We start from the raw sequence: 21,941 nt of genomic DNA on the forward strand, positions 1-21,941 counted from the left end.
ATTGTTTGCTATACATTGATGAGCGGAATGCGTAAGCTCATAAAAGGTTTCGATTGGATTTCATCTAAAGCCGGCAGCAAGGCGTCGCTCAGGGCCTGAGGGCAGGCCAGCTGGGGCACATGGCCGCAATCGAGGCTGATGCGCCTGGCGCCCGGCGTGAGCTGCTGCATGCGTTGCTGCAGCGGCAGCGTCACGGAGCGGTCCTGGCGACATTCCACATAGATACGTGGCACCCGGCCAAAACGCTCGGCGCTGAGCCGGTTCACCATGGTCCGGCCCGCTTCGGGCTGGACGCAGAGACGGCTGGCCGCCTTGAGCGCTGCGGTTGGAGGGCAGTCATGCAGGAACAAATCCATGGCGGCTTCCAGCGGCACGCTGCTGGCATTGCGCTGCTCGTTCCAGGCCAGATGCGGGCCTATGCCCTGGTAGTCAAAGCCCGGATCGGCGGCGCGGCATTGTGCGATCACATCGCCATAGCTCATGCCGCTGGGCAGCATCATTCCGGCCAGGTAGACCAGGGCGCTGACCCGCTCGGGGGCGGTCTGGGCGACCTGAGATGCCGTCATGCCGCCACCGCTGTGACCGACCACCACGGCAGGGCCGTCCAACGACTCCAGCACGCGCAGCACATGGGCGGTGTAGCCGTCGAGGTTGGCGCAGCTGTCGTCTTCGGCGGCGGCATCGTTGCCCGGCAGATTGACGGCAAGCACCTTCCAGCCCCGGGCCTGCAGCAGCGGCGTCCAGGCCGCAAAAGCCCAGCTGCCTTGCCAGGCCCCGTGGATCAGCACCATATTGCGTGAGCTTGTCATCGTGGCCTCCGTCAACCGTAGGTGCGGCGATAGCATTCGATCTGGTGCTGTTCCACCGTCACGGTCGGGTATCTGGGCTGCTCGCCCTCGTCCAGGCAGGTGGGAATGCATTCCACCTTGTGCAGCGGGTTGCCCGTGAAGAAAAAGGGCACGGAATAGCGTTCGCGACCCGAGACGTTGATGACCCGGTGCAAGGTGGAGACATAGCGGTCGTTGGTCCAGCGCGCGAACAGATCGCCGATGTTGACGACGAAGGCGCCGGGCACGGGGGGCGCGTCGATCCAGCTGCCAAGGTCCTTGTCCCAGACCTGCAGGCCGCCGGCCTCGTCCTGCAGCAGCAAGGTCACGCCGCCGAAGTCCGTGTGCTCGCCGCAGCCTTTCTCGCCGGGTTCGGGGTTGGCGGGCTGGGGCGGGTAATGCAGCAGGCGCAGGGTCGCGGCGGCCTCCTTGAGATAGCCGTCGAAGTGGCTGACCGGCACGCCCAGCGACAAGGCCAGGCCGCGCACAATGGTCGCGCCCAGGCCGTAGGCGGCCTGGTAATAGTTCTGCATCACGGCGCGGAAGTCGGGCAGGGTTTCGGGCCATTGGTTGGGGCCGGTATTGAAGCGGCCGGCCAGCACGCGCGCATCGTTGGCCGCGACCTCGGCGCCGGCGTAAAAGCTTTCCTTGAGATCGGGCGGTGCGCCGCTCTCCAGCGTCTGGGCACGCAGCGGCTCATAGCCGCGATTGCAGCGGGAGAGCTTTTTGTCCACGGCCAGCTTTTCGGTCATGGGCAGGTCGAAGAAGCGCTGGCTGGCGGCAAACAGGCTGCTGATCAGCGCCGGGTCTATGCCATGGCCGGTGATATAGAAGAAGCCGCGCTGTTCGCAAGCCTGGCGCAGTTGCTCGGCCACCAGATGCTGATCCACAGGGTCATGGCTGCGCAGGCCGCTGATGTCGATGAGGGGGAGGGCAGAGATGCTCACAAATGGCGTCCAGAAACTGAAGAACTGGAGTCAGTTTAGAAAGCGCAGCCCGTGCTGGATAGCGCAGCTTTTGCTGCAGGGTGATCTAAAAATGTGAGCGCCAGTCGCTGATGGGTAAAGCGCTGCACGGCATTGGTGCATTCGCAAAAAGCGATGCGCACAATGCCGGTGCAGGCACAGGCCGGGGGCGGGTTCAGCTTCTGGCGCAAGCCGCTGCAGTGGCGGTCTGCGTGCGGGCCACCCATTCACGCAGGGCGACGCTTTCCTCGTCCTCGCGGCTTTCTATGGCATCGGCCGCGATGCGGTTGAAGGCGTCGAGTGCCGATGGCAGCGTGCGTCCTGCACGCACATAGACGCCGAGTTCGGAGTACAGCGTGGTGGGCGTATCCAGCGGCACATGGACCAGCCTGCCTTCGCGCAGCTCGCGCTCCAGTCCCAGCCTGCTCTGGAAGAAAATGCCCACGCCGCGTTCGGCAAGACTCTTGGCCAGCTCGATGGACGAGGTTTCCAGCAACACCTGCAATGCACGCTTGTGGTGCGCCAGCAAGGGCTGCAGCAAGTCGTGCATGGAGAGTTCGGGCGTTGGCAGAATCAGCGGAAAGGCCGCGCATTGCGCAAAGTCCACGCGCTCCAGCTGGGCAATCGGGTGCTTGGGCGGCACGATGGCACCCAGCGCAAAGCGGCCCATGGTGCATTGGCGCAGATTGTCGTGGCGCTTGACGGAAAAGCCTATGCCAACGTCCGCATCGCCCTGAATCACCGCCTGTGCCGCCTGCTGGGAGCCGCAGGTGCGCACATGAATCTGAATCGTGGGGTAGCGCCTGTGCATCTGCGTGAGCACGGCCGGCATCAGGTCGGCGTTCAGGCCTTCCACGGCGGCCACGCTGACCGAGCCGCGGCGCACGCCACGCAGCAGCTCCAGCTCGGTGCTGAGGCGGTGCTCGTCCTGCAGCACCGTGATCACATGGCGCGAAAAAACTTCGCCGGCGGCCGTGAGCCGCAGGCCCGAGCTCAGGCGCTCGAACAGCGGGCTGCCGATTTCGTCCTCGAGCTGCAGCAACTGGCGGTTGACCGCCGACGAGGCCACATGCAGATGGCGTGCGGCTTCGCGTATGGAGCCGCAACGGCGGATCATGTCGAAATAGCGAATGGAGCGGGCGTGAATATGCATGCTGCCGGAGGCAGCATATGCCGTGCCAGTTCGCTGGATGGCCGCCTACTGCGGCGCGCCGGCCGCCTTGGCGTGCTGGGCGCGGGCCTTGAGATCGACATCGTCCTCGCGCCCGGTGGGCCAGCCTTGCATATGCTGCTGGGCAATATCGCTGAGGGCGGTGATCCAGGGCGCACTGTCGTTGAGGCAGTCTATGTACTCGAACTGCTGGCCGCCCGCATGCAAAAAGGCCTCGCGCGCTTCCTGCTTGATTTCCTCCAGCGTCTCCAGGCAGTCGCTGGTAAAGCCGGGGCAGACCACGTCGACGCGCCGAGTGCCAGCCTGGGCCATGGCAATCAGCGAAGGCTCGGTATAGGGTTCCAGCCATTTGGCCTTGCCAAAACGCGATTGGAAGGTCACCAGATACTGCTCGTTGCCGAGCTTGAGTCGCTCGGCCAGCAGGCGTGCCGTCTTGTGCGATTCGCAGTGATAGGGGTCGCCCAGGTGCAGAGTGCGCTCAGGCACACCATGAAAGCTCATGACCAGCTTGTCCCCGCGACCATGGCCGCGCCAATGGGCTTCTATGCGCTGTGCCAGCGCTTCGATATAGCCGGCATCGTCGTGGTAGCGGTTGACGAAACGCAGCTCGGGAATATGGCGCTGGGTCCTGGCCCAGTCGTAGACGGCGTCGAACACGCTGGCCGTGGTCGTGCCCGAATACTGGGGGTACAGCGGCAGGATCAGGATGCGCGTTGCGCCGTCTTTCTTGAGCGCATCCAACTGGGCCGCAATGGACGGCGTGCCGTAGCGCATGGCTGGCAGCACCAGCACATTGTGGCCCCGCTCGCCCAGCCAGCCGCGCAGCAAGGTGGCCTGGCGTGTGGTCCAGTGCAGCAGCGGGGAGCCGTCTTTTTCATGCCAGACGGTGGCGTACTTGGCGGCCGACTTGGCCGGACGGGTGCGCAGGATGATGCCGTGCAGAATCGGCCACCAGGCGAGCTTGGGAATCTCGACCACACGATCGTCACCGAGAAACTCCGCCAGATACGGGCGCACTGCGGCGGCCGTGGGCGCGGCCGGCGTGCCCAGATTGCACAGCAGGATGCCGGTGCGTGCGGATTGATCGTGACGGAAGCGGGGTTCGGGCGCAAAGCGTGATGGCATGGCGCAATTGTGTCAGCTAATCGGATAGGCGCAGCCGCTCTGCGGCATTGGCCGGGGAGCTATTCTTCGGGACATGCAACCCCAAGACACCACCGCCCCAGCCATTGAAACCCTTCAGCGCCTGCGCCACAGCGGCCGGATTCGTGCCATCAGCCTGGATCTAGACGACACGCTCTGGCCCATCTGGCCCACGATTGCCAAGGCAGAGGCTGTTTTGCTGCAGTGGCTCGCGCAGCATGCTCCCGCTACTGCCGAGCACCTGGGCGATACAGACAAGGTGCGCGCCCTGCGCCATGAAATCGTGGCCTTGCGCCCGGATCTGAAAGCCGACCTCAGCGGCCTGCGCCGCGAGTCCATCCGGCTGGCGCTGAGCCGTGCCGGTGACGATCCTGCCCTGGCCGAACCGGCCTTTGACGAGTTCTTTGCCGCTCGCCAGCGGGTCGAACTGTTTGACGACGCCTTGCCGGCGCTGCAGTTTCTCTCGCAGCGCTGGCCGGTGGTGGCCCTGTCCAATGGCAATGCGAATGTGCATGTGGTGGGGATAGGCGAGCACTTCCATGCCTCGCTGTCTGCCAGCGGAGCCGGCATGGCCAAGCCCGAGACGCGGTTTTTCCAGGCCGCGGCCGATGCGGCTGGCGTGGCCCCCGAGCATGTGCTGCACATCGGCGACGATGCGGAGCTGGATGCCCGAGGCGCCATGGATGCGGGTATGCACGCAGTCTGGCTCAACCGCGGGCAGGTAGCATGGCCTTGCGTGGGAGCTGAACCCCACGTCACAGTCGCCAGCCTTTGGCAGTTGTGTCAGGGGCTGGCAGATCGTTGACCGGGACGAGCGGGAGCTTTGCGGGTCAGCGAACAAGGACCGCCTATGCCTACCTGCCTGTCTGCCTGTCTTCACACGCCTCCACTGGCACCTGTGCGAACCATTGCCTGGAGCCGGCCTCTAGTGTGGTTGTCCAGAGCCTTGCAGGACATTTCTAACGCTCCGTTAATCAGTCTGGCGCATGGTCTTGCCTTGATCCTGATCGGTGCAGCAATCCTGACCCTGGGGCACAATCGCTTCTGGTTGATGGCAGGGGCCTTGTCGGGCTTTCTGGTGGTGGGGCCTCTGGTGGCCACCAGCCTCTATGCCGTCAGCCGGGCCATGGAGCGCGGTGAGGTGGCAGACTGGGGTCTGATCCGTCGCACCTGGACGCAGTGGCAGAGCTGCCATGCCACGGGCCGGGGAGGGTACTGGTGCATGGTTCGGTTCGGCGCCTTGCTGGCGCTGGCCGCCACGGGCTGGGTGCTGATTTCGGCATCGCTGATCACCGTGATGTCGCCCGTGCGCGTGCAGACCCTGCAGGATTTCATTGCGCATGTGGTGCTGGCCAGGGATGGTCAGCTATTTGTGCAATGGATGGCTTTGGGCAGCTTTCTGGCTGCTCCGATTTTTGCGTCCAGCGTGGTGGCCATGCCGCTGATGCTGGACAGGCGAGTGACCGTGCGCCAGGCCGTGTTGACCAGTTGGTCCGTGGTGCTGGCCAACCCTGGCCCTATGGCCTTGTGGGCGGCGCTGATTGTGATGTTGACTTTGCTGGGCCTTGGCAGCTATCTGCTGGGGCTGGTGGTTGTGATGCCCCTGCTGGGCCATGCCAGCTGGCACGCCTATCGAGACCTGGTGGATGCCTCTGCATTCCCGGCCAGGGATGACGCGATAGTGTCTGCCGTCTGAGCGCTGCGCGACCAGGGCCTGGCAAAGGCTGTAAGGACCTGGTTGTCGTGATATTCGGATATACGGAAGAACAGCTTGCCCACTTTTTCCTGACCTGGGGCGTGGGCGCCTTCATCTTGTTCATGGTGTTCATCATCCTGCAGCTGGCGCGTCAATCCAAGGCAGGCAAGTTCGGCACCTTTGTGATCTTTCTGGGCCTGGGTGTGGGCTTTGTAGGCTATCTCGCCAAGATCATCATCCAATGGTGGATAGAGAGCCGCTGAGCCGATACATGGGGCGGCGCTGACCGGCTCACTACTCGAGCAAGGTCCGCCCCGCAGCGAGAACCTAGCCCCCTTCCGTAAAGAAGGGGGAAGAAGCGGTGTCTCAGTGGATTAACCCGGTTTCACCTGTGCGCGTTTGAGCACTTTTTGCCAGCGGTTCTGCTCGGTGGCGATGAACTGGGCAAACTGCTCTGGCGTGCTGCCAATGGGCTCGGCCGCGTCGCCCTGCAAGCGCTTGAGTGCATCGGGCGCCTTGACGGCCTTGGCGCACTCTGCAGCCAGCTTCTCTACATGGGCGCGAGGCAGGCTGGAAGGGGCCAGCATGCCGTACCACTGGGTCATCTCGAAGCCCGAAAAGCCCTGTTCGGCCACCGTGGGCACATCGGGCAATTGCGGCAGGCGCCTGGTCGAGCCGGTAGCGATGCAGCGCACCTTGCCGGCCTTGATGAAGGGCAGCAGCGCGGCGGCGCCGACCGAGGCAGCATCAAGGCGGCCCGAGAGCAGGTCGGTCATCATGGGGCCGGTGCCGCGGTAGGGCACGTGGAGCATGAAGATGTCGGCCGTCATTTTCAGGTATTCGAATGCCAGATGCCCCGCGCTGCCGTTGCCGGCCGAGCCATAGCTGAGCTTGCCGGGGTTCTTCTTGGCATAGGCCACCAGATCGGCAATGTTCTTGACGGGCAGATCGGGGTGCACCACATAGAGGCTGGGCACCTTGGCCAGCAGGCTCACGGGCACAAAGTCCTTTTTAGGGTCCCAGGGCAGCTTGTCGAAAATATAAGGGTTGACGGCCAGGGTGCCGATATGGCCGAGGATGACCGTGCTCTGGTCATCGGCGCGAGCCACCTCCTGCATGGCGATATTGCCCGCGGCGCCGGGCTTGTTGTCCACGAATACGTTCTGGCCTATGGTCTTGGACAGCTCTGCGGCGGTGGAGCGGGCCACGATTTCAGAGCTGCCGCCAGGCGCAAAAGGCACGACAAAGCGAATCGGACGGCTGGGCCAGCCGTCATCGGCAGCGCGGGCCATGCCGGGCAGCAGGCCGCTGCAGGCCAGGGCTCCTGCACTGGTCAGCAGATGGCGGCGCGAGATGCTCAGAACTTCGCGAGTGGACTTGTCGAAGGTGGATGCCATGTTGTCTCCGTTGCTTTTTGGCTTTTGGCGGCTGAGAGATTGCCTCTTCGGCCATGGTTGCAACTGTGGCTGTCAAATCGCTGTCAAACCTGGTGCAGCAGGACTATCCAGGCATCAGGATTGTGCTGATAGGGTTTGCTCTAGAGCTGCTCAGCCCTGGTCCATCCGGACCAGTTCGTCGGCTGCCGTTATCCCGCAACGCACCGCGCCTTCCAGCGTCGCCGGGTAGGGCCCATTCAGATAGTCGCCGCAAGCCCAGAGGCCATGGCCCAGCTCCAAGCCAGGGCGCTTCACGCCGGGTCGGCAGGCAAATGTGGCGCGCTTTTCAACCACGGTCAGCACAGCTTGAATGTCCTGCCAGCCCAGTTGCTGACGGGCTTGTTCCAGCATCTGCTGCTCCAGGGCTTGGCGGTCCGTGCGGCAGTCGCTGACGACAAAGGCCATCAGGCCTTGCTGGGTGCCATCTGATGGCTGTAGGTGCCCGCGGTCAAAAACAAACTGGGCTGGAGCCTGCTCGCCGGGTTGCAGTGCCAGCCAGGGCAGCCCGGCGGCAAGGCGATGGCTGGTGCGCGCATAGACCGTGGCAATGGCCGTGTGCTCCAGCGCCTGCGCGGTCTGTGCCCAGTGCTGGTAAGCCACCGCGTCGCGTGCGGGCAGGCGCTGGTCTTCGGCCGCCAGCAGGGCCAGGCGGACGGCTTCCTGAGGTGGGCAGGCCAGCAGCACGGCATCAAAGCGCGATTGCTCCAGCTCCGCGGCAATGGTTGGGTTGGAGCTGCGCAGCAGCCATTGCCGGCCCTGGGGGCTCAGCTCCTGAATGCGGTTGGCCGTATGCACCGCATGGCCGCGGCCTTGCAGCCATTGCGCAGCCGGGATGGGAAAGAGATCGCCAAGGCCGCAGCGTGGCACCAGAAAGTGCGAGCCGCCCGTGCCCGCGAACAGCGCATCATGCAGCACGCGCAAGAAGATGCTGCCGCTGGCCTGTGCGGCTGGCAGATTGAGGGCCGAAACGCACAGCGGCTCGATGAATTCGTCGAGCAGGCGCATTGGCAGACCGCTGCAGATATCGGCAACGGTTGCAGCCTCTGCGCAGCGAAAGCCCTGAACGCGCCAGCGCAGGGCACGGCCCAGCAGGGCGGCACGTTCGCGCAGCGACCAGCCGTTGGCTGTGGCAATGCCGATCAAGGCGTCCAGCGGCGCCGGCAGGTCGGGGAAGGACAGGCCGTTGCCATCGGCGTAGCGCATGGCCAGTGGCCTGCGCAGCAGGGCTTGCTCCGGCGTCGCACCCACGATGCGCATGAGCCGCAGGCATTCGGCATAAGCGCCAATCAGAATGTGCTGGCCGTTGTCGGCGATGGTGCCGTCCGGCAGTTCCAGATTGCGGGCCCGGCCACCGAGCTGGCGGCCGGCCTCGAAAACCGTGGGCTGATGGCCGTCTAGCGAGAGCTTTACAGCGGCAGCCATGCCGGCCCAGCCGCCACCGATGATGGCAACTTGCATGGCGCGCTTACATGCGGCCCAGTGCCTGCATCTTCCAGACCAGCCAGAACTTGCGCAGTGGCGTGAGGCTGATGCGCTGGTGCAGCACCTGGAAGTTCTCGGACTCGATTTCGCGCAGCAGGGTGCGATAGATGCTTGCCATCATCAGGCCGGGCTTTTGTGCGTGGCGGTCGGCATCGGGCAGCAGGCCAAGCGCCTTGTCATACAGGCTGTGGGCACGCTCGGCCTGAAAGCGCATCATCGCCGTGAAGCGATCCGAATACTCGCGCTTGTTGATCTCGTGGGCCTTGACGTCGAACTGCTGAAGCTCGCTGATAGGCAGGTAGATGCGCCCGCGCATGGCGTCTTCGCCCACGTCGCGGATGATATTGGTCAACTGCAGGGCCTGGCCCAGGGTGTGGGCGTATTCGGTGGTGCGCTCCTCGGTCTGCCCGAAGATGCGGGCGGCAACCTCGCCTACCACGCCGGCGACCAGATGGCAGTAGCGCTGCAGACCGGCAAAGTCCAGGTAGCGGGTCTGATCCAGATCCATCTGGCAGCCTTCGATGACGGCCTGCAGATGGCGCTCTTCGATGCCATAGGTCTTGGCGTGGGGCATCAGTGCCTGCATCACGGGATGAGCGGACTGGCTGGTGAATGCCCTGTGCACCTCGGTCTTCCACCAGGCCAGCTTGGTGGCTGCCACGCCGGGGTCCGTGACCTCGTCCACCACGTCATCCACTTCGCGGCAGAAGGCATAGAAAGCCGTGATGGCGGCGCGGCGCTCCTTGGGCAAGAAGAGAAAGGCGTAATAGAAGCTGCTGCCCGAAGAGGCGGCTTTGTCTTGGACGTACTGATCCGGATTCATAGGGGGAGCATTGTCCCATGACGCGGGTCGTTGGCCGACACAACAGTGAAATGCGCGGCATGCACCTGGTTGGACTTCAAATTCAATAGCGAACTGCTCATATACAGAAAGGGTTCAGGGCTATCTGCTTCGCTTACATGCGCAGGGCTTGCCAGAGCATGGCGGCCATATCGAGCTTGCCCAGCTTGATGCGCTGATAGAGGTTGCGCCCCTGCATGGCGTCCAGTCTGTCCAGAATGCGCAGACCGCCTTGCACGACCAGGCGCAGCTCCCAGCCCGTACGACCGGGTAGTTGATGTACCAGGGGCGCACCATGGTTCATCAGGCTGCGGGCCTGGCGGTTGAGTTCGCCCAGCAAAGATTGAAGCTCGGGCGTCAATGCCGCTGCTTCCGGCTTGATGGCGCTGCGCACCAGGCCGTGGCGGGCCAGATCGGCATCCGGCAGGTAATGGCGCTGGCGCGGCAAGTCCTGGCTCAGGTCCTGCCAGAAGTTGATCAGCTGCAGCGCGGTGCAGATGGCGTCACTCTGAATCAGTGCCTTGGCGTTGACCACGCCATACAGATGCAGCAGCAGGCGGCCGACCGGGTTGGCCGAGCGGCGGCAGTAATCCAGCAACTGGGCCATGTCGGTGTAGCAGGCCTGGGCGGCCGTCATGCGCACATCCTGCTCGAAGGCGCTGAGCAGGTCGGCCAGCAATGGCTTGGGCAGGCCATGGGCCTGGACCTGGACTGCCAGCGGGCCAAAGATATGCGGCCAGGCGGTGCGCATCAGCATCGCTGTTTCCCCAGCGTTGCCTAGCTGCTGCAGATCGGCGGCATATTGCTGCAACTGTGCCAGGCGCTGCTCGGCGCTGTGCTGGCCCTCGTCGGCCAGGTCGTCGGCGGTGCGCGCAAAGTGGTAGATGGCGGCGATGGGTGCACGCAGCCGTGGCGGGCACAGCCAGGAGGCGACGGGAAAATTTTCGTAATGGTTGATGCTGGCCGGCGCATTGGCGACGGGGCTTGCTGGGGGCATATGGTTCACGCCCGTATTGTGGACCGGGCGGGCTTGCCGGCTTGCTCCAGCCCATAAAAAGACGGCGCAAAAGCGCACGTGCGTGCACAATCAGCGCTGACTTTGGTGCAGCGGCCTGCCCGGCGGCTGCGCTTTTCCTATTTTTACAAGCCCAGAACACCATGGCTGTTTCGTCTTCTCGTCGTTTTGCAATGTTGTCTTTGCCGCGCCGGCCTGCCGTGCCCCTGGCTGCGCTGTCCATAGTGGCGGCGGCTGTCATGTTGTCGGCCTGTTCCAAGAAGGAGGCTGCGCCCGAGCCGGTGCGTGCCGTCAAACTGGTGACCGTGGGTGAGGGGCAGATCGAATCTGCACAGGAATATTCGGGCGATGTGCGGGCCCGTGTGGAGTCTCGCCTCGGCTTCCGCGTGGCGGGCAAGATCACCAAGCGCGAGGTGGAGCTGGGCCAGCATGTGAAGGCCGGACAGGTGCTGGCGCGCCTGGATGCACGTGACTATCAGCTCAGTGCCGATGCCGCGCGCGCCCAGTTGGCCTCGGCTACCACGCAGCGTGATCTGGCCGATGCCAATGCCAAGCGTTTTCGTACCCTGCGTGCACAGAACTTCATCAGCGCCGCCGAGATGGAGCGCTACGAGGCCAATCTGAAGGCGGCCCAGGCATCGCTCGACCAGGCGCGGGCTCAGCTCTCCAGTCAGTCCAATCAGGAGAACTACACCCAGTTGCTGGCTGATGCCGATGGCGTGGTCACCAGCGTGGATGCCGAGCCCGGTCAGGTGGTTGCGGCCGGAACACCCGTGGTGCGGATTGCCCAGGATGGTGCGCGCGACGCGGTGTTCAGCGTGCCGGAAGACCGGCGTAGCGCCATCAAGCAGGGGCAGGGCGTCAAGGTCAGGCCCTGGTCGGATGAGTCGCGCGTCATCAGCGCCCTGGTGCGTGAGGTGGCGGCCAGCGCCGATCCGGCCACACGCACCTATGTGGTCAAGGCCGCTCTGCAGGGAGCGGACCTGCCCGCATTGGGAGCCACCGTGCATGTCATGCCGGAGGGCATGGGCGTGAGCCGCGAAGCCGTAGGCAGCCAGGTCATCAAGTTGCCAACCACGGCCTTGCGCCAGGAGGGTGGTAACGGTCAGGGTACGGCCGTCTGGCTCTATGACGCGGCCAGCAGCTCGGTGAAGCTGCAGCCGGTGCAGATTGCCAGCGCCGACGGTAATGAGGCGGTGATTGCCTCGGGTCTGCAGCCTGGCATGCAGGTGGTGGCCACAGGCGCCCATGTGCTGACCCCGGGCCAGAAGGTGACGGTATATCGCGACAAATACGCCAAGCCACCACAAAACTCTGTATCAAATCAGCCCAAAACGCAGGTGGATAAAATGCAGAATGCTCCTGAATCTGGAGCGTCTCAGCCTGCAGTCGCTGCGGAGGCGGGCAAATGAGCGGCACTGGACACAAAAAGACCGGTGGTGCGCATTTCAATCTTTCCCGCTGGGCGCTCGATCATGTGGCGCTGACGCGCTATTTCATCGTCGTGCTGATGCTGCTGGGCTTTGCGGCCTTCTTTCAGCTGGGCCAGGACGAGGATCCTCCGTTCACCTTCCGTGCCATGGTCATTCGCACCTACTGGCCCGGTGCGACTGCCGAGCAGGTGGCTCAGCAGGTGACGGACAAGATCGAGCGCACGCTGCAGGAAGTGCCTTATGCCGACAAGATCAGCAGTTACTCCAAGCCTGGCGAGTCGCAGGTCATCTTCCAGGTCAAGGACTATTCGCCCCCCAAGGAGGTGCCGCAGCTCTGGTATACGGTGCGCAAAAAAGTGGGGGATATGCGCTACACCCTGCCGCAGGGCGTTCAGGGACCGTTTTTCAACGACGATTTCGGCGATGTCTATGGCGTGATCTATGCGCTGCAGGCCAAGGGCTTCAGCTATGCCGAGCTCAAGACCCTGGCCGACGATGTGCGTCAGCAACTGCTGCAGGTGCCCGATGTGGCCAAGGTCGAGCAGTTCGGCGTGCAGGATGAAAAGGTCTATGTGGAGCTGTCGCACCGCGCCACGCAGATGGGGCTGAACCTCAAGCAGGTGCTCGATCAGCTCAACCAGCAAAATGCCGTGGCATCGGCCGGTACCTTGCAGACGCCGGCTGAAACCATTGTGTTGCGTGTGCAGGGTCAGTTCAACGATCTGGAGCAACTGCGTGCCATGCCCATCATCGGCCAGGGCGGAGCGCAGCTCAGGCTGGGCGATATCGCCGAGGTGCGTCGCGGCTATGCCGACCCGGCCAATGTCATGGTGCGCTTTCAGGGCGAGCCTACGGTGGCGCTGGGAGTGTCCATGGTCAAGGGCGGCGACATCATTGCCCTGGGCAAGGCGCTGACGCAGGCCACGGAGCGCATCGCCAAAAGCCTGCCCGTGGGCGTGACGCTGAGCAATATGCAGAACCAGCCCAAGGCGGTGGCAGATTCGGTCAGCGAGTTTCTCCAGGTGCTGATCGAGGCTGTGGTCGTGGTGTTGGCCGTGAGCTTTCTGAGTCTGGGTCTGCACAAGCGCCCGGGGCAGCATCCGCTGTGGAAGCGCTGGTATATCGACCCGCGTCCCGGACTGGTGGTGGGCATCACCATTCCGCTGGTGCTCGCCGCAACCTTCCTGGCCATGTGGTATTGGAATATCGGTCTGCACAAGGTGTCGCTGGGCTCGCTCATCATTGCGCTGGGCCTGCTGGTGGACGACGCCATCATTGCCGTGGAGATGATGGTGCGCAAGATGGAGGAGGGCTACGACAAGTACCGCGCCGCCACCTTTGCCTATGAAATCACCTCCAAGCCCATGCTGACCGGCACGCTGATCACGGCAGCGGGCTTTCTGCCCATCGGCATGGCCAAGTCCATGACGGGTGAATACACCTTTGCCATCTTTGCGGTGACGGTGATTGCGCTGGTGCTCAGCTGGTTTGCATCGGTGTACTTCGTGCCCTATCTGGGCCTGCTGCTGCTCAAGAAGCCGCCGCATGCCGCCAAGCTGCCGCCCGAAGTGGCATCCGGTGAGGTCTCGGCCGAAGAAGCAGGCATCAACACCAATGCAGGTGAACATGAGCTGTTCGATACGCCGTTCTACAACCGTTTTCGCCGCATGGTGAACTGGTGTGTGCAGCACCGCTGGCTGACGATTGGCGCGACGGTGCTGGTGTTTGTGCTGGGTCTGGCGGGCATGGGCAAAGTGCAGCAGCAGTTCTTCCCTGATTCCAGCCGCCCAGAAGTGCTCGTCGATATATGGTTCCCCGAGGGCACGTCCTTGCAGGCCAACAAGGAAGTGACGCTGCGCGTGGAAAAGCGCTTTTTGCAGCTCGACGGAGTGGAGTCCGTCAGCGAGTGGATAGGCTCTGGAGCACCGCGTTTCTATCTGCCGCTGGACCAGGTGTTTCCGCAGAACAACGTCTCCCAGTTCATTCTGGTGGCCAAAGACCTGAAGGCGCGCGAGGAAATCCGCAAGCAGCTGCCGGCGCTGATGGCCGAGGAATTCCCCGAGGTGCGGGCGCGTTCCAAGCTACTGCCCAATGGGCCGCCCGTGCAATATCCGGTGCAGTTCCGTGTCATGGGCTCGGACCCAGCCAAGCTGCGCACCTACGCCGATGAAGTCAAGGCGCTCATGCAGGCCAATGCCGATATGCGTGGCGTGAACGATAACTGGAACGAGTCCGTCAAGGTCATCCGCCTGCAGGTCGATCAGGACAAGGCGCGTGCCCTGGGTGTGACCAGCCAGTCGATCGCCGAAGCCACGGGCATGAACTTCAGCGGCACCACAGTGGGGCAGTTCCGTGAAGGCGACAAGCTGATCGATATCGTGATGCGCCCGCCCAAGCAGGACCGCGATGCAATTACCGATATCGCGGGTGTCTATGTCACCACGGCAAACGGGCAGTCCATTCCGCTCACGCAGATTGCCAAGCCCGTCATGGTCTGGGAGCCGGGCGTGATGTGGCGCGAAAAGCGCAACTTCGCGATTACCGTTCAAGGCGATGTGCGCGAAGGCCTGCAAGGTGCAACGCTGACCAACGAGCTGTTGCCGCAGTTGCGCAAGATGGAGGCTGGCTGGCATGCTGCGGGCGACACCGGCTATCGCATCGAAGTGGCCGGTGCCGTGGAGGAAAGTTCCAAGGGGTCGGGTGCCATCGTGGCAGGAGTCCCGGTGCTGCTTTTCCTGACTTTCACCCTGCTTATGTTGCAGTTGCGCAGCGTCAGCCGTTCGCTGCTGGTCTTTATCACCGGCCCGCTGGGCATCCCTGGTGTGGCTGCGGCCTTGCTGCTGCTGAATCGCCCCTTTGGCTTTGTGGCTCTGCTGGGCGTTGTGGCCTTGATGGGCATGATTCAGCGCAATTCGGTCATCCTGATCGATCAGATCGAGAGCGGACGAGCCCAGGGCGTGCCGGCATGGGATGCGATTGTGGAGGCTGCCGTGCATCGCCTGCGCCCCATCGTGCTGACTGCAGCGGCTGCCGTACTGGCCATGATTCCGCTGTCGCGCAGTGTGTTCTGGGGCCCCATGGCTGTGGCCATCATGGGCGGTCTGATTGTGGCGACCGTGCTGACCCTGCTGGCCTTGCCCGCCATGTATGCGGCGGCTTTCCGCATCAGAAAGGACACGGCCTGAGCCTGTTATGAAAGAAAGACAGCCAATTTTGCGGCTAGAATCTGCGTCTTGACCTCAGCAAGCGTAAATTTGCGCATTGCTGACCGCGCGGGTGGCGAAATTGGTAGACGCACCAGGTTTAGGTCCTGACGGTGGCAACACCGTGCCGGTTCGAGTCCGGCTCCGCGCACCAGACATTGGCGGTCCCTGCTGCCTCAAGCCCGTAACCCCAAGCCGTTACGGGCTTTTTCTTTTCCTGCTTTGCAGGCGCGGCGTCAGCTTTTAAGGCAAACCCCTGTAGGGCGATGGCGGAGCCTGCGCGGCGCCTCGTTATAATGGTCGGCTTCGCCTGTTCCTGATTTGAACAAATGCCTGGCGCCAGACGCTGGGGCAAATGACCGGGGCAGGCTCTGGAAATTTGTGGTGCCGCATGTCGTTGGGTATGCGCGCACTGTGACTTTGCGCAATACGGTGCGGGTTGCTTGGCAATCTGCACGGTCCTCATCCCTCTTAGGAAAAATCATGGCCGTTAACGTTGAAACTCTTGAAAAGCTCGAGCGCAAGATCACGCTGAGCGTGCCCCTGTCTGCGATCCAGTCTGAAGTTGATGCTCGCCTGAAGAAGGTGGCACGCACCGTGAAGATGGACGGCTTCCGTCCTGGCAAGGTGCCCATGAGCGTTGTGGCTCAGCGTTATGGCTACTCCGTGCAATACGAAGTGCTGAACGACAAGGTGGGCGAGGCTTTTGCCGCTGCCGTGAACGAAGCCGATCTGCGTGTTGCCGGTCAGCCCAAGATCACCGAGAAGGAAGGCGCTCCCGAAGGCGAAGCACAATTCGATGCCGTGTTCGAAGTCATGCCCGAAGTCAAGATCGGCGATCTGACTGCAGCCGAAGTGGAAAAGCTGTCCACCAGCGTGGACGACGCAGCCATCGACAAGACCGTGGACATTCTGCGCAAGCAGCGTCGCACCTTCACCGAGCGCGCTGCCGGTGAAGCAGCCGTGGACGGCGACCGCGTGACTGTGGACTTCGAAGGCAAGATTGACGGCGAGACTTTCTCCGGCGGCAAGGCTGAAGACTTCCAGTTCCTGGTCGGCGAAGGCCAGATGCTCAAGGAATTCGAAGACGCAACCCGCGGCATGAAGGCTGGCGAGTCCAAGACTTTCCCCCTGGCCTTCCCTGCTGACTACCACGGCGCCGATGTGGCTGGCAAGACCGCCGACTTCCTGGTGACCGTCAAGAAGGTGGAAGCTCCCAACCTGCCCGAAGTGAACGAAGAGTTCGTCAAGACTCTGGGTGTGGACGGCGGCTCTGTTGAAGCCCTGCGCGACGACATCAAGAAGAACCTGGAGCGCGAAGTGAAGTTCCGCGTTCAAGGCCGCAACAAGCAAGCCGTGATGGACGCCCTGGTGTCCGTGGCCGAGCTGGATCTGCCCAAGGCTTCCGTGCAAGCTGAAGTGGGCCGCCTGCTGGAAGGCGCACGCGCCGAACTGGAACAGCGCGGCATCAAGGACGCAGCCAAGGCTGAAATCCCTGAAGACATCTTCCTGCCCCAAGCCGAGCGTCGCGTGCGTCTGGGCCTGGTGGTGGCCGAGCTGGTCAAGACCAACAACCTGCAAGCCACTGCCGAACAGATCAAGGCTCATGTGGAAGAGCTGGCATCCAGCTACGAGAAGCCCGAAGACGTGGTGCGCTGGTACTTCGGCGACCGCAATCGTCTGGCTGAAGTGGAAGCCGTTGTGATCGAAAACAACGTGACCGAGTTCGTTCTGGGCAAGGCCAAGGTGACCGACAAGGCCGTTTCCTTCGACGAGCTGATGGGTCAAGCCTAAGGGCTGGATCTTTTATCGGTGCTTGCCCTAGGCGAGTTCCGATAACTTGAATTGCGGGGCTTGTGCTTTTGCGCGCAAGCCCCATTTTCTTTTCAGAATGCGGCTACAGTAGGCGCATAGCACTGGAGAAAACATGAGCGCATTGGATACATTGGGTTTGGGCATGGTGCCCATGGTCATTGAACAGTCGGGTCGCGGTGAGCGCTCCTATGACATTTATTCGCGTCTGCTCAAGGAGCGCGTGATTTTCCTGGTGGGCGAGGTTAACGATCAGACCGCCAACCTGGTGGTAGCCCAGTTGTTGTTCCTGGAAAGCGAAAATCCTGACAAGGACATTTCCTTCTATATCAACTCCCCCGGCGGCAGCGTGACGGCAGGCATGGCGATTTTTGACACCATGAACTTCATCAAGCCTGATGTCTCGACGCTGTGCACCGGCATGGCGGCGAGCATGGGCGCTTTCCTGCTGTCGGCCGGAGCCAAGGGCAAGCGCTATGCACTGCCCAATGCCCAGGTCATGATTCACCAGCCTCTGGGCGGTGCACGTGGTCAGGCGACCGAAATCGAAATTCATGCCCGCGAAATCATCAAGACCCGCGAGCGCCTGAACAAAATACTCGCCGAGCGTACTGGTCAGCCCCTGGAAAAGATTCAGAACGACACCGAGCGCGACTATTTCCTTTCCGCCGATGAGGCTAAGGAATACGGCCTGGTCGACCAGGTAATCAGCAAGCGTTCCTGAAATGCATAGCACCGAGTCCCATGTCTGATTGGGATTGCGGGTGCTGGCAATGAAAAACCTGGGAGCTGCTGACTGGCTCCCGGGGCTTGCTCGGCGGCGTTTGTCCCTGATGGCCTACGCCGCCTTGTCTTTGGTTATCATTAATTTTCGTTTTTTCGTAACGAGGCACAGCCCCCATGGCCGATAAAAAAGGCTCTTCCACCGAAAAGAATTTGTATTGCACCTTCTGCGGCAAAAGCCAGCACGAGGTCAAGAAGCTGATCGCCGGCCCGTCCGTGTTCATCTGCGACGAGTGCATCGACTTGTGCAATGAGATCATTCGCGACGAACAGCCTGCCGCCGATGCCAAGGAAGGTCGCGGCGATCTGCCTACGCCCGCCGAAATCAAGGCCAATCTCGACAACTATGTGATCGGTCAGGAGCAGGCCAAGCGCACGCTGGCCGTGGCGGTCTACAACCACTACAAGCGCCTGAACCACAAGGACAAGGCTGGCAAGGACGATGTGGAGCTCAGCAAGAGCAATATCTTGCTGATCGGTCCCACGGGTTCGGGCAAGACCTTGCTGGCCCAGACGCTGGCGCGTCAGCTCAATGTGCCATTCGTGATGGCCGATGCCACCACGCTGACCGAGGCTGGCTATGTGGGCGAGGACGTCGAGAACATCATTCAGAAGCTGCTGCAAAGCTGTGAGTACGACGTCGAGCGTGCTCAGCGTGGCATTGTCTACATCGATGAAATCGACAAGATCTCCCGGAAGTCGGACAACCCCAGCATCACGCGCGACGTATCAGGCGAGGGCGTGCAGCAGGCGCTGCTCAAGCTGATCGAAGGCACGATGGCCAGCATTCCTCCCCAGGGTGGACGCAAGCATCCGAACCAGGACTTTCTGCAGATCGACACCACCAATATCCTGTTCATCTGCAGCGGCGCATTCGCGGGACTGGAGAAAGTCATCGAGAACCGCACCGAGGCTTCGGGCATAGGCTTTGGCGCTACCGTCAAGAGCAAGAAGCAGCGCTCCATCTCGGAGATGTTCCTCGAGATCGAGCCTGAGGACCTGATCAAGTTCGGCATTATCCCCGAGCTGGTGGGGCGTATGCCCGTGGTGACGGCGCTGGCTGAACTCAGCGAAGATGCACTGGTACAGATCCTGACCGAGCCTAAGAATGCGCTGGTCAAGCAGTACAGCAAGCTGCTGGCCATGGAGGGTGTGGAGTTGGAGATCCGCCCCGCGGCCCTGAAGGCGATCGCCCGCAAGGCCCTGGCTCGCAAGACCGGTGCCCGTGGCCTGCGCTCCATTGTCGAGCAGGCACTGATCAGCACCATGTTCGAGTTGCCGACCGCCGAGAATGTGGAAAAGGTAGTGGTGGAAGAAGCCACCATTGAAGACGGCAAGGAGCCGCTGCTGGTTTACCGCGAAGCGGCCAAAAAGGCCTGATACTGTGCTTGCGTGCAAGGCGGGCCCTCCAATGGGCTCGTTTTGTCGCCTGCGGCTGAAAGGCAATGCCCCTGAGGCGGCAAAAACAATTTGCCCCCAGGGGTTGAAATACACCGGTAAGCGGACCATCTTCCGCTGAGAAACCGAGGATACCTATGTCTGGACAAACCCCTTTGCCTTCTACCGAGCTGGACCTGCCACTGCTGCCGCTGCGCGATGTGGTGGTGTTTCCGCATATGGTGATTCCGCTGTTCGTGGGGCGTGCCAAGAGCATCAAGGCTCTGGAGCTGGCCATGGAAGGCGACCGCCGCATCATGCTGGTGGCGCAGAAGACGGCCTCCAAGGACGAGCCTGCAGCGGAAGACATGTTTGATGTGGGCTGTGTCTCCACCATCTTGCAGATGCTCAAGCTGCCCGACGGCACCGTGAAGGTGTTGGTGGAAGGCCAGCAGCGCGCGCTGGTCAAGCAGGTTGCCGACGAAGAGTCTCACTTCACGGCATCTGTGACGCCCGTGGAGCCCGAAGGCGATGCCCATGAGCAAAGCGAAATCGAAGCGTTGCGCCGTGCCGTGACCCAGCAGTTTGACCAGTACGTCAAACTCAACAAGAAAATTCCTCAGGAAATCCTGACTTCGATCGCCAGCATCGACGATGCCGGTCGTCTGACGGACACCATTGCGGCGCACCTGCCTCTCAAGCTCGAGAGCAAGCAGGCGGTGCTGGATCTGGTGGACATCAAGGAGCGTCTGGAAAACCTGTTCGAGCAACTCGAGCGCGAGGTTGACATCCTCAACGTTGACAAGCGCATCCGTGGCCGCGTCAAGCGCCAGATGGAGAAAAATCAGCGCGACTTCTATCTGAATGAGCAGGTCAAGGCCATTCAGAAGGAGCTGGGCGAGGGTGAAGACGGTGCCGACATCGAGGAGATCGAGAAAAAGATCAAGCTCGCCAAGATGCCTGCCGATGCTCGCAAAAAGGCTGAGGCCGAGCTCAAGAAGCTCAAGCTGATGTCGCCCATGTCAGCTGAAGCTTCGGTGGTGCGCAACTACATCGAAGTGCTGACTGGACTGCCCTGGAGCAAGAAGACCAAGATCAAGCACAATCTGGCGAATGCCGAGGAAGTGCTGAACGAAGATCACTTCGGCCTGGAAAAGGTCAAGGACCGCATTCTTGAGTATCTTGCCGTGCAGCAGCGTGTGGACAAGGTCAAGGCGCCCATTCTGTGCCTGGTGGGTCCTCCCGGCGTGGGCAAGACCTCGCTGGGGCAGTCCATTGCCAAGGCCACAGGACGCAAGTACGTGCGCATGGCGCTGGGCGGCATGCGAGACGAGGCGGAAATTCGCGGTCACCGCCGTACCTATATTGGCGCCATGCCCGGCAAGGTGCTGCAGAGCCTGGAGAAGGTCGGTACGCGTAATCCTCTGTTCCTGCTGGACGAAATCGACAAGCTGGGCATGGACTTCCGTGGCGATCCTTCGAGCGCGCTGCTGGAAGTGCTGGACCCCGAGCAGAACAACAAGTTTGGTGACCACTACGTGGAGGTCGACTTCGACCTGTCCGACGTGATGTTTGTGGCGACCTCCAACTCCATGAACATTCCTTCGGCCTTGCTGGATCGCATGGAGGTGATTCGTCTGTCGGGCTATACCGAAGACGAAAAGACCAATATTGCCATCCGCTATCTGCTGCCCAAGCAGATCACCAACAACGGCGTGAAGGACGGCGAGCTGGAAGTGACCGAAGCCGCGATTCGTGACATCGTGCGCTATTACACCCGCGAAGCGGGCGTGCGTTCGCTTGAGCGCGAGCTGTCCAAGATTTGCCGCAAGGTGGTCAAGGGCTTGCAACTTGGCAAGCTTCAGCCCAAGGTGGAGGTGAATGCCGACAACCTCAATGAATATCTGGGCGTGCGCAAGTTCAGCTATGGCCGTGCCGAGCATGCCAATCAGGTGGGGCAGGTTGTGGGTCTGGCCTGGACCGAAGTCGGCGGCGATCTGCTGACCATCGAAGCGGCCACCATGCCAGGCAAGGGCGTCATTACGCGCACAGGTTCTCTGGGCGATGTGATGAAGGAGTCGGTCGAAGCTGCTCGCACCGTGGTGCGTAGCCGCGCTCGTTTGCTTGGTATCAAGGATGAAGCCTTCGAGAAAAAGGACATCCATGTGCACGTGCCTGACGGCGCTACACCCAAGGATGGCCCCAGCGCCGGTGCTGCGATGACGACAGCTTTTGTCTCGGCTCTCACTGGCATTCCCGTGCGAGCTGATGTGGCCATGACCGGTGAAATCACCTTGCGCGGTGAAGTCACGGCGATTGGCGGCCTCAAGGAAAAGCTGCTGGCTGCTCTGCGTGGTGGCATCAAGACCGTGCTCATTCCTGAAGAGAATGCCAAGGATTTGCAGGACATTCCCGATAATGTGAAGAGCGGTCTGGAAATCGTTCCTGTGAAATGGATCGATCAGGTTCTCAAGGTGGCGCTGGAGCGCGTGCCGGATCCCTTGACTGAGGAGGCTGTAGCTGCCGTGGCGTCCACCGATGCCAAGCCGGTAGAGGCGGCCATCAAGCATTGATGCTTGTTTTGTGAAAATTGTGGCGTTTTTTCTGGGAGGGCTCAGAACTGCGCTACAATTCATCCATCGCAGCAAACAACGTTGTACAATGTTGGGCTTCGGTAGATATGCGGGAATAGCTCAGTTGGTAGAGCGATACCTTGCCAAGGTATAGGTCGACGGTTCGAACCCGTTTTCCCGCTCC

At 61.9% G+C, this 21,941-nt stretch carries 17 protein-coding genes and 2 tRNA genes; 11 read left to right on the top strand and 8 right to left on the bottom strand.

The window, feature by feature from the left end:
- Positions 1 to 8 precede the first annotated feature (8 nt).
- The 4 genes from ACWGXF_RS20780 to hemH all read right to left on the bottom strand — a co-directional run bounded on the left by ACWGXF_RS20780 (position 9) and on the right by hemH (position 4,088).
- Positions 9 to 809 (bottom strand): alpha/beta fold hydrolase, encoded by an 801-nt coding sequence (locus tag ACWGXF_RS20780; protein WP_452102441.1) that lies wholly within the window; start codon positions 807 to 809, stop codon positions 9 to 11.
- 11 nt (positions 810 to 820) lie between these two features.
- Positions 821 to 1,774, bottom strand: coding sequence for an isopenicillin N synthase family dioxygenase (locus tag ACWGXF_RS20785; RefSeq protein WP_452102442.1), 954 nt, complete (start codon positions 1,772 to 1,774; stop codon positions 821 to 823).
- A 193-nt stretch (positions 1,775 to 1,967) separates the two neighbouring features.
- Positions 1,968 to 2,945, bottom strand: a complete 978-nt coding sequence (locus tag ACWGXF_RS20790) for a LysR family transcriptional regulator (RefSeq protein WP_039050526.1) — start codon at positions 2,943 to 2,945, stop codon at positions 1,968 to 1,970.
- Positions 2,946 to 2,990: 45 nt separating this feature from the next.
- Positions 2,991 to 4,088: a ferrochelatase gene (gene hemH, locus ACWGXF_RS20795; protein WP_427772719.1), complete on the bottom strand. Its 1,098-nt coding sequence runs from the start codon at positions 4,086 to 4,088 to the stop codon at positions 2,991 to 2,993.
- Between the two features lie 73 nt (positions 4,089 to 4,161).
- Here hemH and ACWGXF_RS20800 point away from each other — a divergent pair, with 73 nt between their 5' ends.
- Genes ACWGXF_RS20800 through ACWGXF_RS20810 form a run of 3 tightly spaced genes read left to right on the top strand, consistent with a single transcriptional unit; the run spans position 4,162 to position 6,065 of the window.
- Positions 4,162 to 4,911, top strand: a complete 750-nt coding sequence (locus ACWGXF_RS20800) for an HAD family hydrolase (RefSeq protein WP_452102443.1) — start codon at positions 4,162 to 4,164, stop codon at positions 4,909 to 4,911.
- Positions 4,912 to 4,956: 45 nt separating this feature from the next.
- Entirely contained in the window at positions 4,957 to 5,802 is an 846-nt protein-coding gene (locus ACWGXF_RS20805; protein ID WP_452102444.1) for a DUF2189 domain-containing protein, read from the top strand.
- 47 nt (positions 5,803 to 5,849) lie between these two features.
- Positions 5,850 to 6,065 carry a DUF2788 domain-containing protein gene (locus ACWGXF_RS20810; RefSeq protein ID WP_003068886.1) on the top strand — a complete coding sequence of 72 codons (216 nt, stop codon included), beginning with the start codon at positions 5,850 to 5,852 and terminating at the stop codon, positions 6,063 to 6,065.
- A 111-nt stretch (positions 6,066 to 6,176) separates the two neighbouring features.
- On the opposite strand, the gene ACWGXF_RS20815 is transcribed toward ACWGXF_RS20810, so the two are convergent.
- From ACWGXF_RS20815 to hpnC, 4 genes are all read right to left on the bottom strand, one after another.
- A complete protein-coding gene (locus ACWGXF_RS20815) occupies positions 6,177 to 7,199 on the bottom strand; it encodes a Bug family tripartite tricarboxylate transporter substrate binding protein (protein WP_427772724.1) in 1,023 nt (340 codons plus the stop codon).
- A gap of 150 nt (positions 7,200 to 7,349) precedes the next feature.
- Positions 7,350 to 8,696, bottom strand: coding sequence for a hydroxysqualene dehydroxylase HpnE (gene hpnE, locus ACWGXF_RS20820; protein ID WP_452102445.1), 1,347 nt, complete (start codon positions 8,694 to 8,696; stop codon positions 7,350 to 7,352).
- A gap of 7 nt (positions 8,697 to 8,703) precedes the next feature.
- Positions 8,704 to 9,543 carry a presqualene diphosphate synthase HpnD gene (hpnD, locus tag ACWGXF_RS20825; protein ID WP_452102446.1) on the bottom strand — a complete coding sequence of 280 codons (840 nt, stop codon included), beginning with the start codon at positions 9,541 to 9,543 and terminating at the stop codon, positions 8,704 to 8,706.
- A 133-nt stretch (positions 9,544 to 9,676) separates the two neighbouring features.
- Positions 9,677 to 10,558 carry a squalene synthase HpnC gene (hpnC, locus tag ACWGXF_RS20830; RefSeq protein ID WP_256631314.1) on the bottom strand — a complete coding sequence of 294 codons (882 nt, stop codon included), beginning with the start codon at positions 10,556 to 10,558 and terminating at the stop codon, positions 9,677 to 9,679.
- Positions 10,559 to 10,749: 191 nt separating this feature from the next.
- Here hpnC and ACWGXF_RS20835 point away from each other — a divergent pair, with 191 nt between their 5' ends.
- The 8 genes from ACWGXF_RS20835 (at position 10,750) to ACWGXF_RS20870 (ending at position 21,939) form a co-directional block, all read left to right on the top strand.
- Entirely contained in the window at positions 10,750 to 11,988 is a 1,239-nt protein-coding gene (locus ACWGXF_RS20835; RefSeq protein ID WP_256629968.1) for an efflux RND transporter periplasmic adaptor subunit, read from the top strand.
- Entirely contained in the window at positions 11,985 to 15,194 is a 3,210-nt protein-coding gene (locus ACWGXF_RS20840) for an efflux RND transporter permease subunit (RefSeq protein WP_452102447.1), read from the top strand. Before ACWGXF_RS20835 ends, ACWGXF_RS20840 begins: the two co-directional genes overlap by 4 nt.
- 85 nt (positions 15,195 to 15,279) lie before the next feature.
- A tRNA-Leu gene (locus ACWGXF_RS20845) sits at positions 15,280 to 15,366 on the top strand.
- A gap of 329 nt (positions 15,367 to 15,695) precedes the next feature.
- Positions 15,696 to 17,006: a trigger factor gene (gene tig / locus ACWGXF_RS20850; RefSeq protein ID WP_003068908.1), complete on the top strand. Its 1,311-nt coding sequence runs from the start codon at positions 15,696 to 15,698 to the stop codon at positions 17,004 to 17,006.
- 133 nt (positions 17,007 to 17,139) lie between these two features.
- Entirely contained in the window at positions 17,140 to 17,748 is a 609-nt protein-coding gene (gene clpP / locus ACWGXF_RS20855; protein WP_003068910.1) for an ATP-dependent Clp endopeptidase proteolytic subunit ClpP, read from the top strand.
- Positions 17,749 to 17,924: 176 nt separating this feature from the next.
- On the top strand, positions 17,925 to 19,187 hold the full coding sequence (clpX, locus tag ACWGXF_RS20860; RefSeq protein ID WP_012837449.1) for an ATP-dependent Clp protease ATP-binding subunit ClpX: 1,263 nt from the start codon (positions 17,925 to 17,927) through the stop codon (positions 19,185 to 19,187).
- 155 nt (positions 19,188 to 19,342) lie between these two features.
- Complete coding sequence (lon, locus tag ACWGXF_RS20865) at positions 19,343 to 21,757, top strand: endopeptidase La (RefSeq protein ID WP_034360129.1); 2,415 nt, start codon at positions 19,343 to 19,345, stop codon at positions 21,755 to 21,757.
- A 109-nt stretch (positions 21,758 to 21,866) separates the two neighbouring features.
- Positions 21,867 to 21,939: transfer RNA gene (locus ACWGXF_RS20870), tRNA-Gly, on the top strand.
- Positions 21,940 to 21,941: the final 2 nt, after the last annotated feature.

Source organism: Comamonas sp. HJ-2, assembly GCF_053615495.1.

Coding starts and splice junctions, on each gene's coding strand:
- clpP (WP_003068910.1), top strand. CDS start 17,140: ATGAGCGCATTGGATACATTGGGTTTGGGCATGGTGCCCATGGTCATT.
- ACWGXF_RS20800 (WP_452102443.1), top strand. CDS start 4,162: ATGCAACCCCAAGACACCACCGCCCCAGCCATTGAAACCCTTCAGCGC.
- ACWGXF_RS20790 (WP_039050526.1), bottom strand. CDS start 2,945: ATGCATATTCACGCCCGCTCCATTCGCTATTTCGACATGATCCGCCGT.
- ACWGXF_RS20805 (WP_452102444.1), top strand. CDS start 4,957: ATGCCTACCTGCCTGTCTGCCTGTCTTCACACGCCTCCACTGGCACCT.
- ACWGXF_RS20815 (WP_427772724.1), bottom strand. CDS start 7,199: ATGGCATCCACCTTCGACAAGTCCACTCGCGAAGTTCTGAGCATCTCG.
- lon (WP_034360129.1), top strand. CDS start 19,343: ATGTCTGGACAAACCCCTTTGCCTTCTACCGAGCTGGACCTGCCACTG.
- ACWGXF_RS20780 (WP_452102441.1), bottom strand. CDS start 809: ATGACAAGCTCACGCAATATGGTGCTGATCCACGGGGCCTGGCAAGGC.
- ACWGXF_RS20835 (WP_256629968.1), top strand. CDS start 10,750: ATGTTGTCTTTGCCGCGCCGGCCTGCCGTGCCCCTGGCTGCGCTGTCC.
- clpX (WP_012837449.1), top strand. CDS start 17,925: ATGGCCGATAAAAAAGGCTCTTCCACCGAAAAGAATTTGTATTGCACC.
- hemH (WP_427772719.1), bottom strand. CDS start 4,088: ATGCCATCACGCTTTGCGCCCGAACCCCGCTTCCGTCACGATCAATCC.
- hpnC (WP_256631314.1), bottom strand. CDS start 10,558: ATGCCCCCAGCAAGCCCCGTCGCCAATGCGCCGGCCAGCATCAACCAT.
- hpnE (WP_452102445.1), bottom strand. CDS start 8,696: ATGCAAGTTGCCATCATCGGTGGCGGCTGGGCCGGCATGGCTGCCGCT.
- ACWGXF_RS20840 (WP_452102447.1), top strand. CDS start 11,985: ATGAGCGGCACTGGACACAAAAAGACCGGTGGTGCGCATTTCAATCTT.
- tig (WP_003068908.1), top strand. CDS start 15,696: ATGGCCGTTAACGTTGAAACTCTTGAAAAGCTCGAGCGCAAGATCACG.
- hpnD (WP_452102446.1), bottom strand. CDS start 9,543: ATGAATCCGGATCAGTACGTCCAAGACAAAGCCGCCTCTTCGGGCAGC.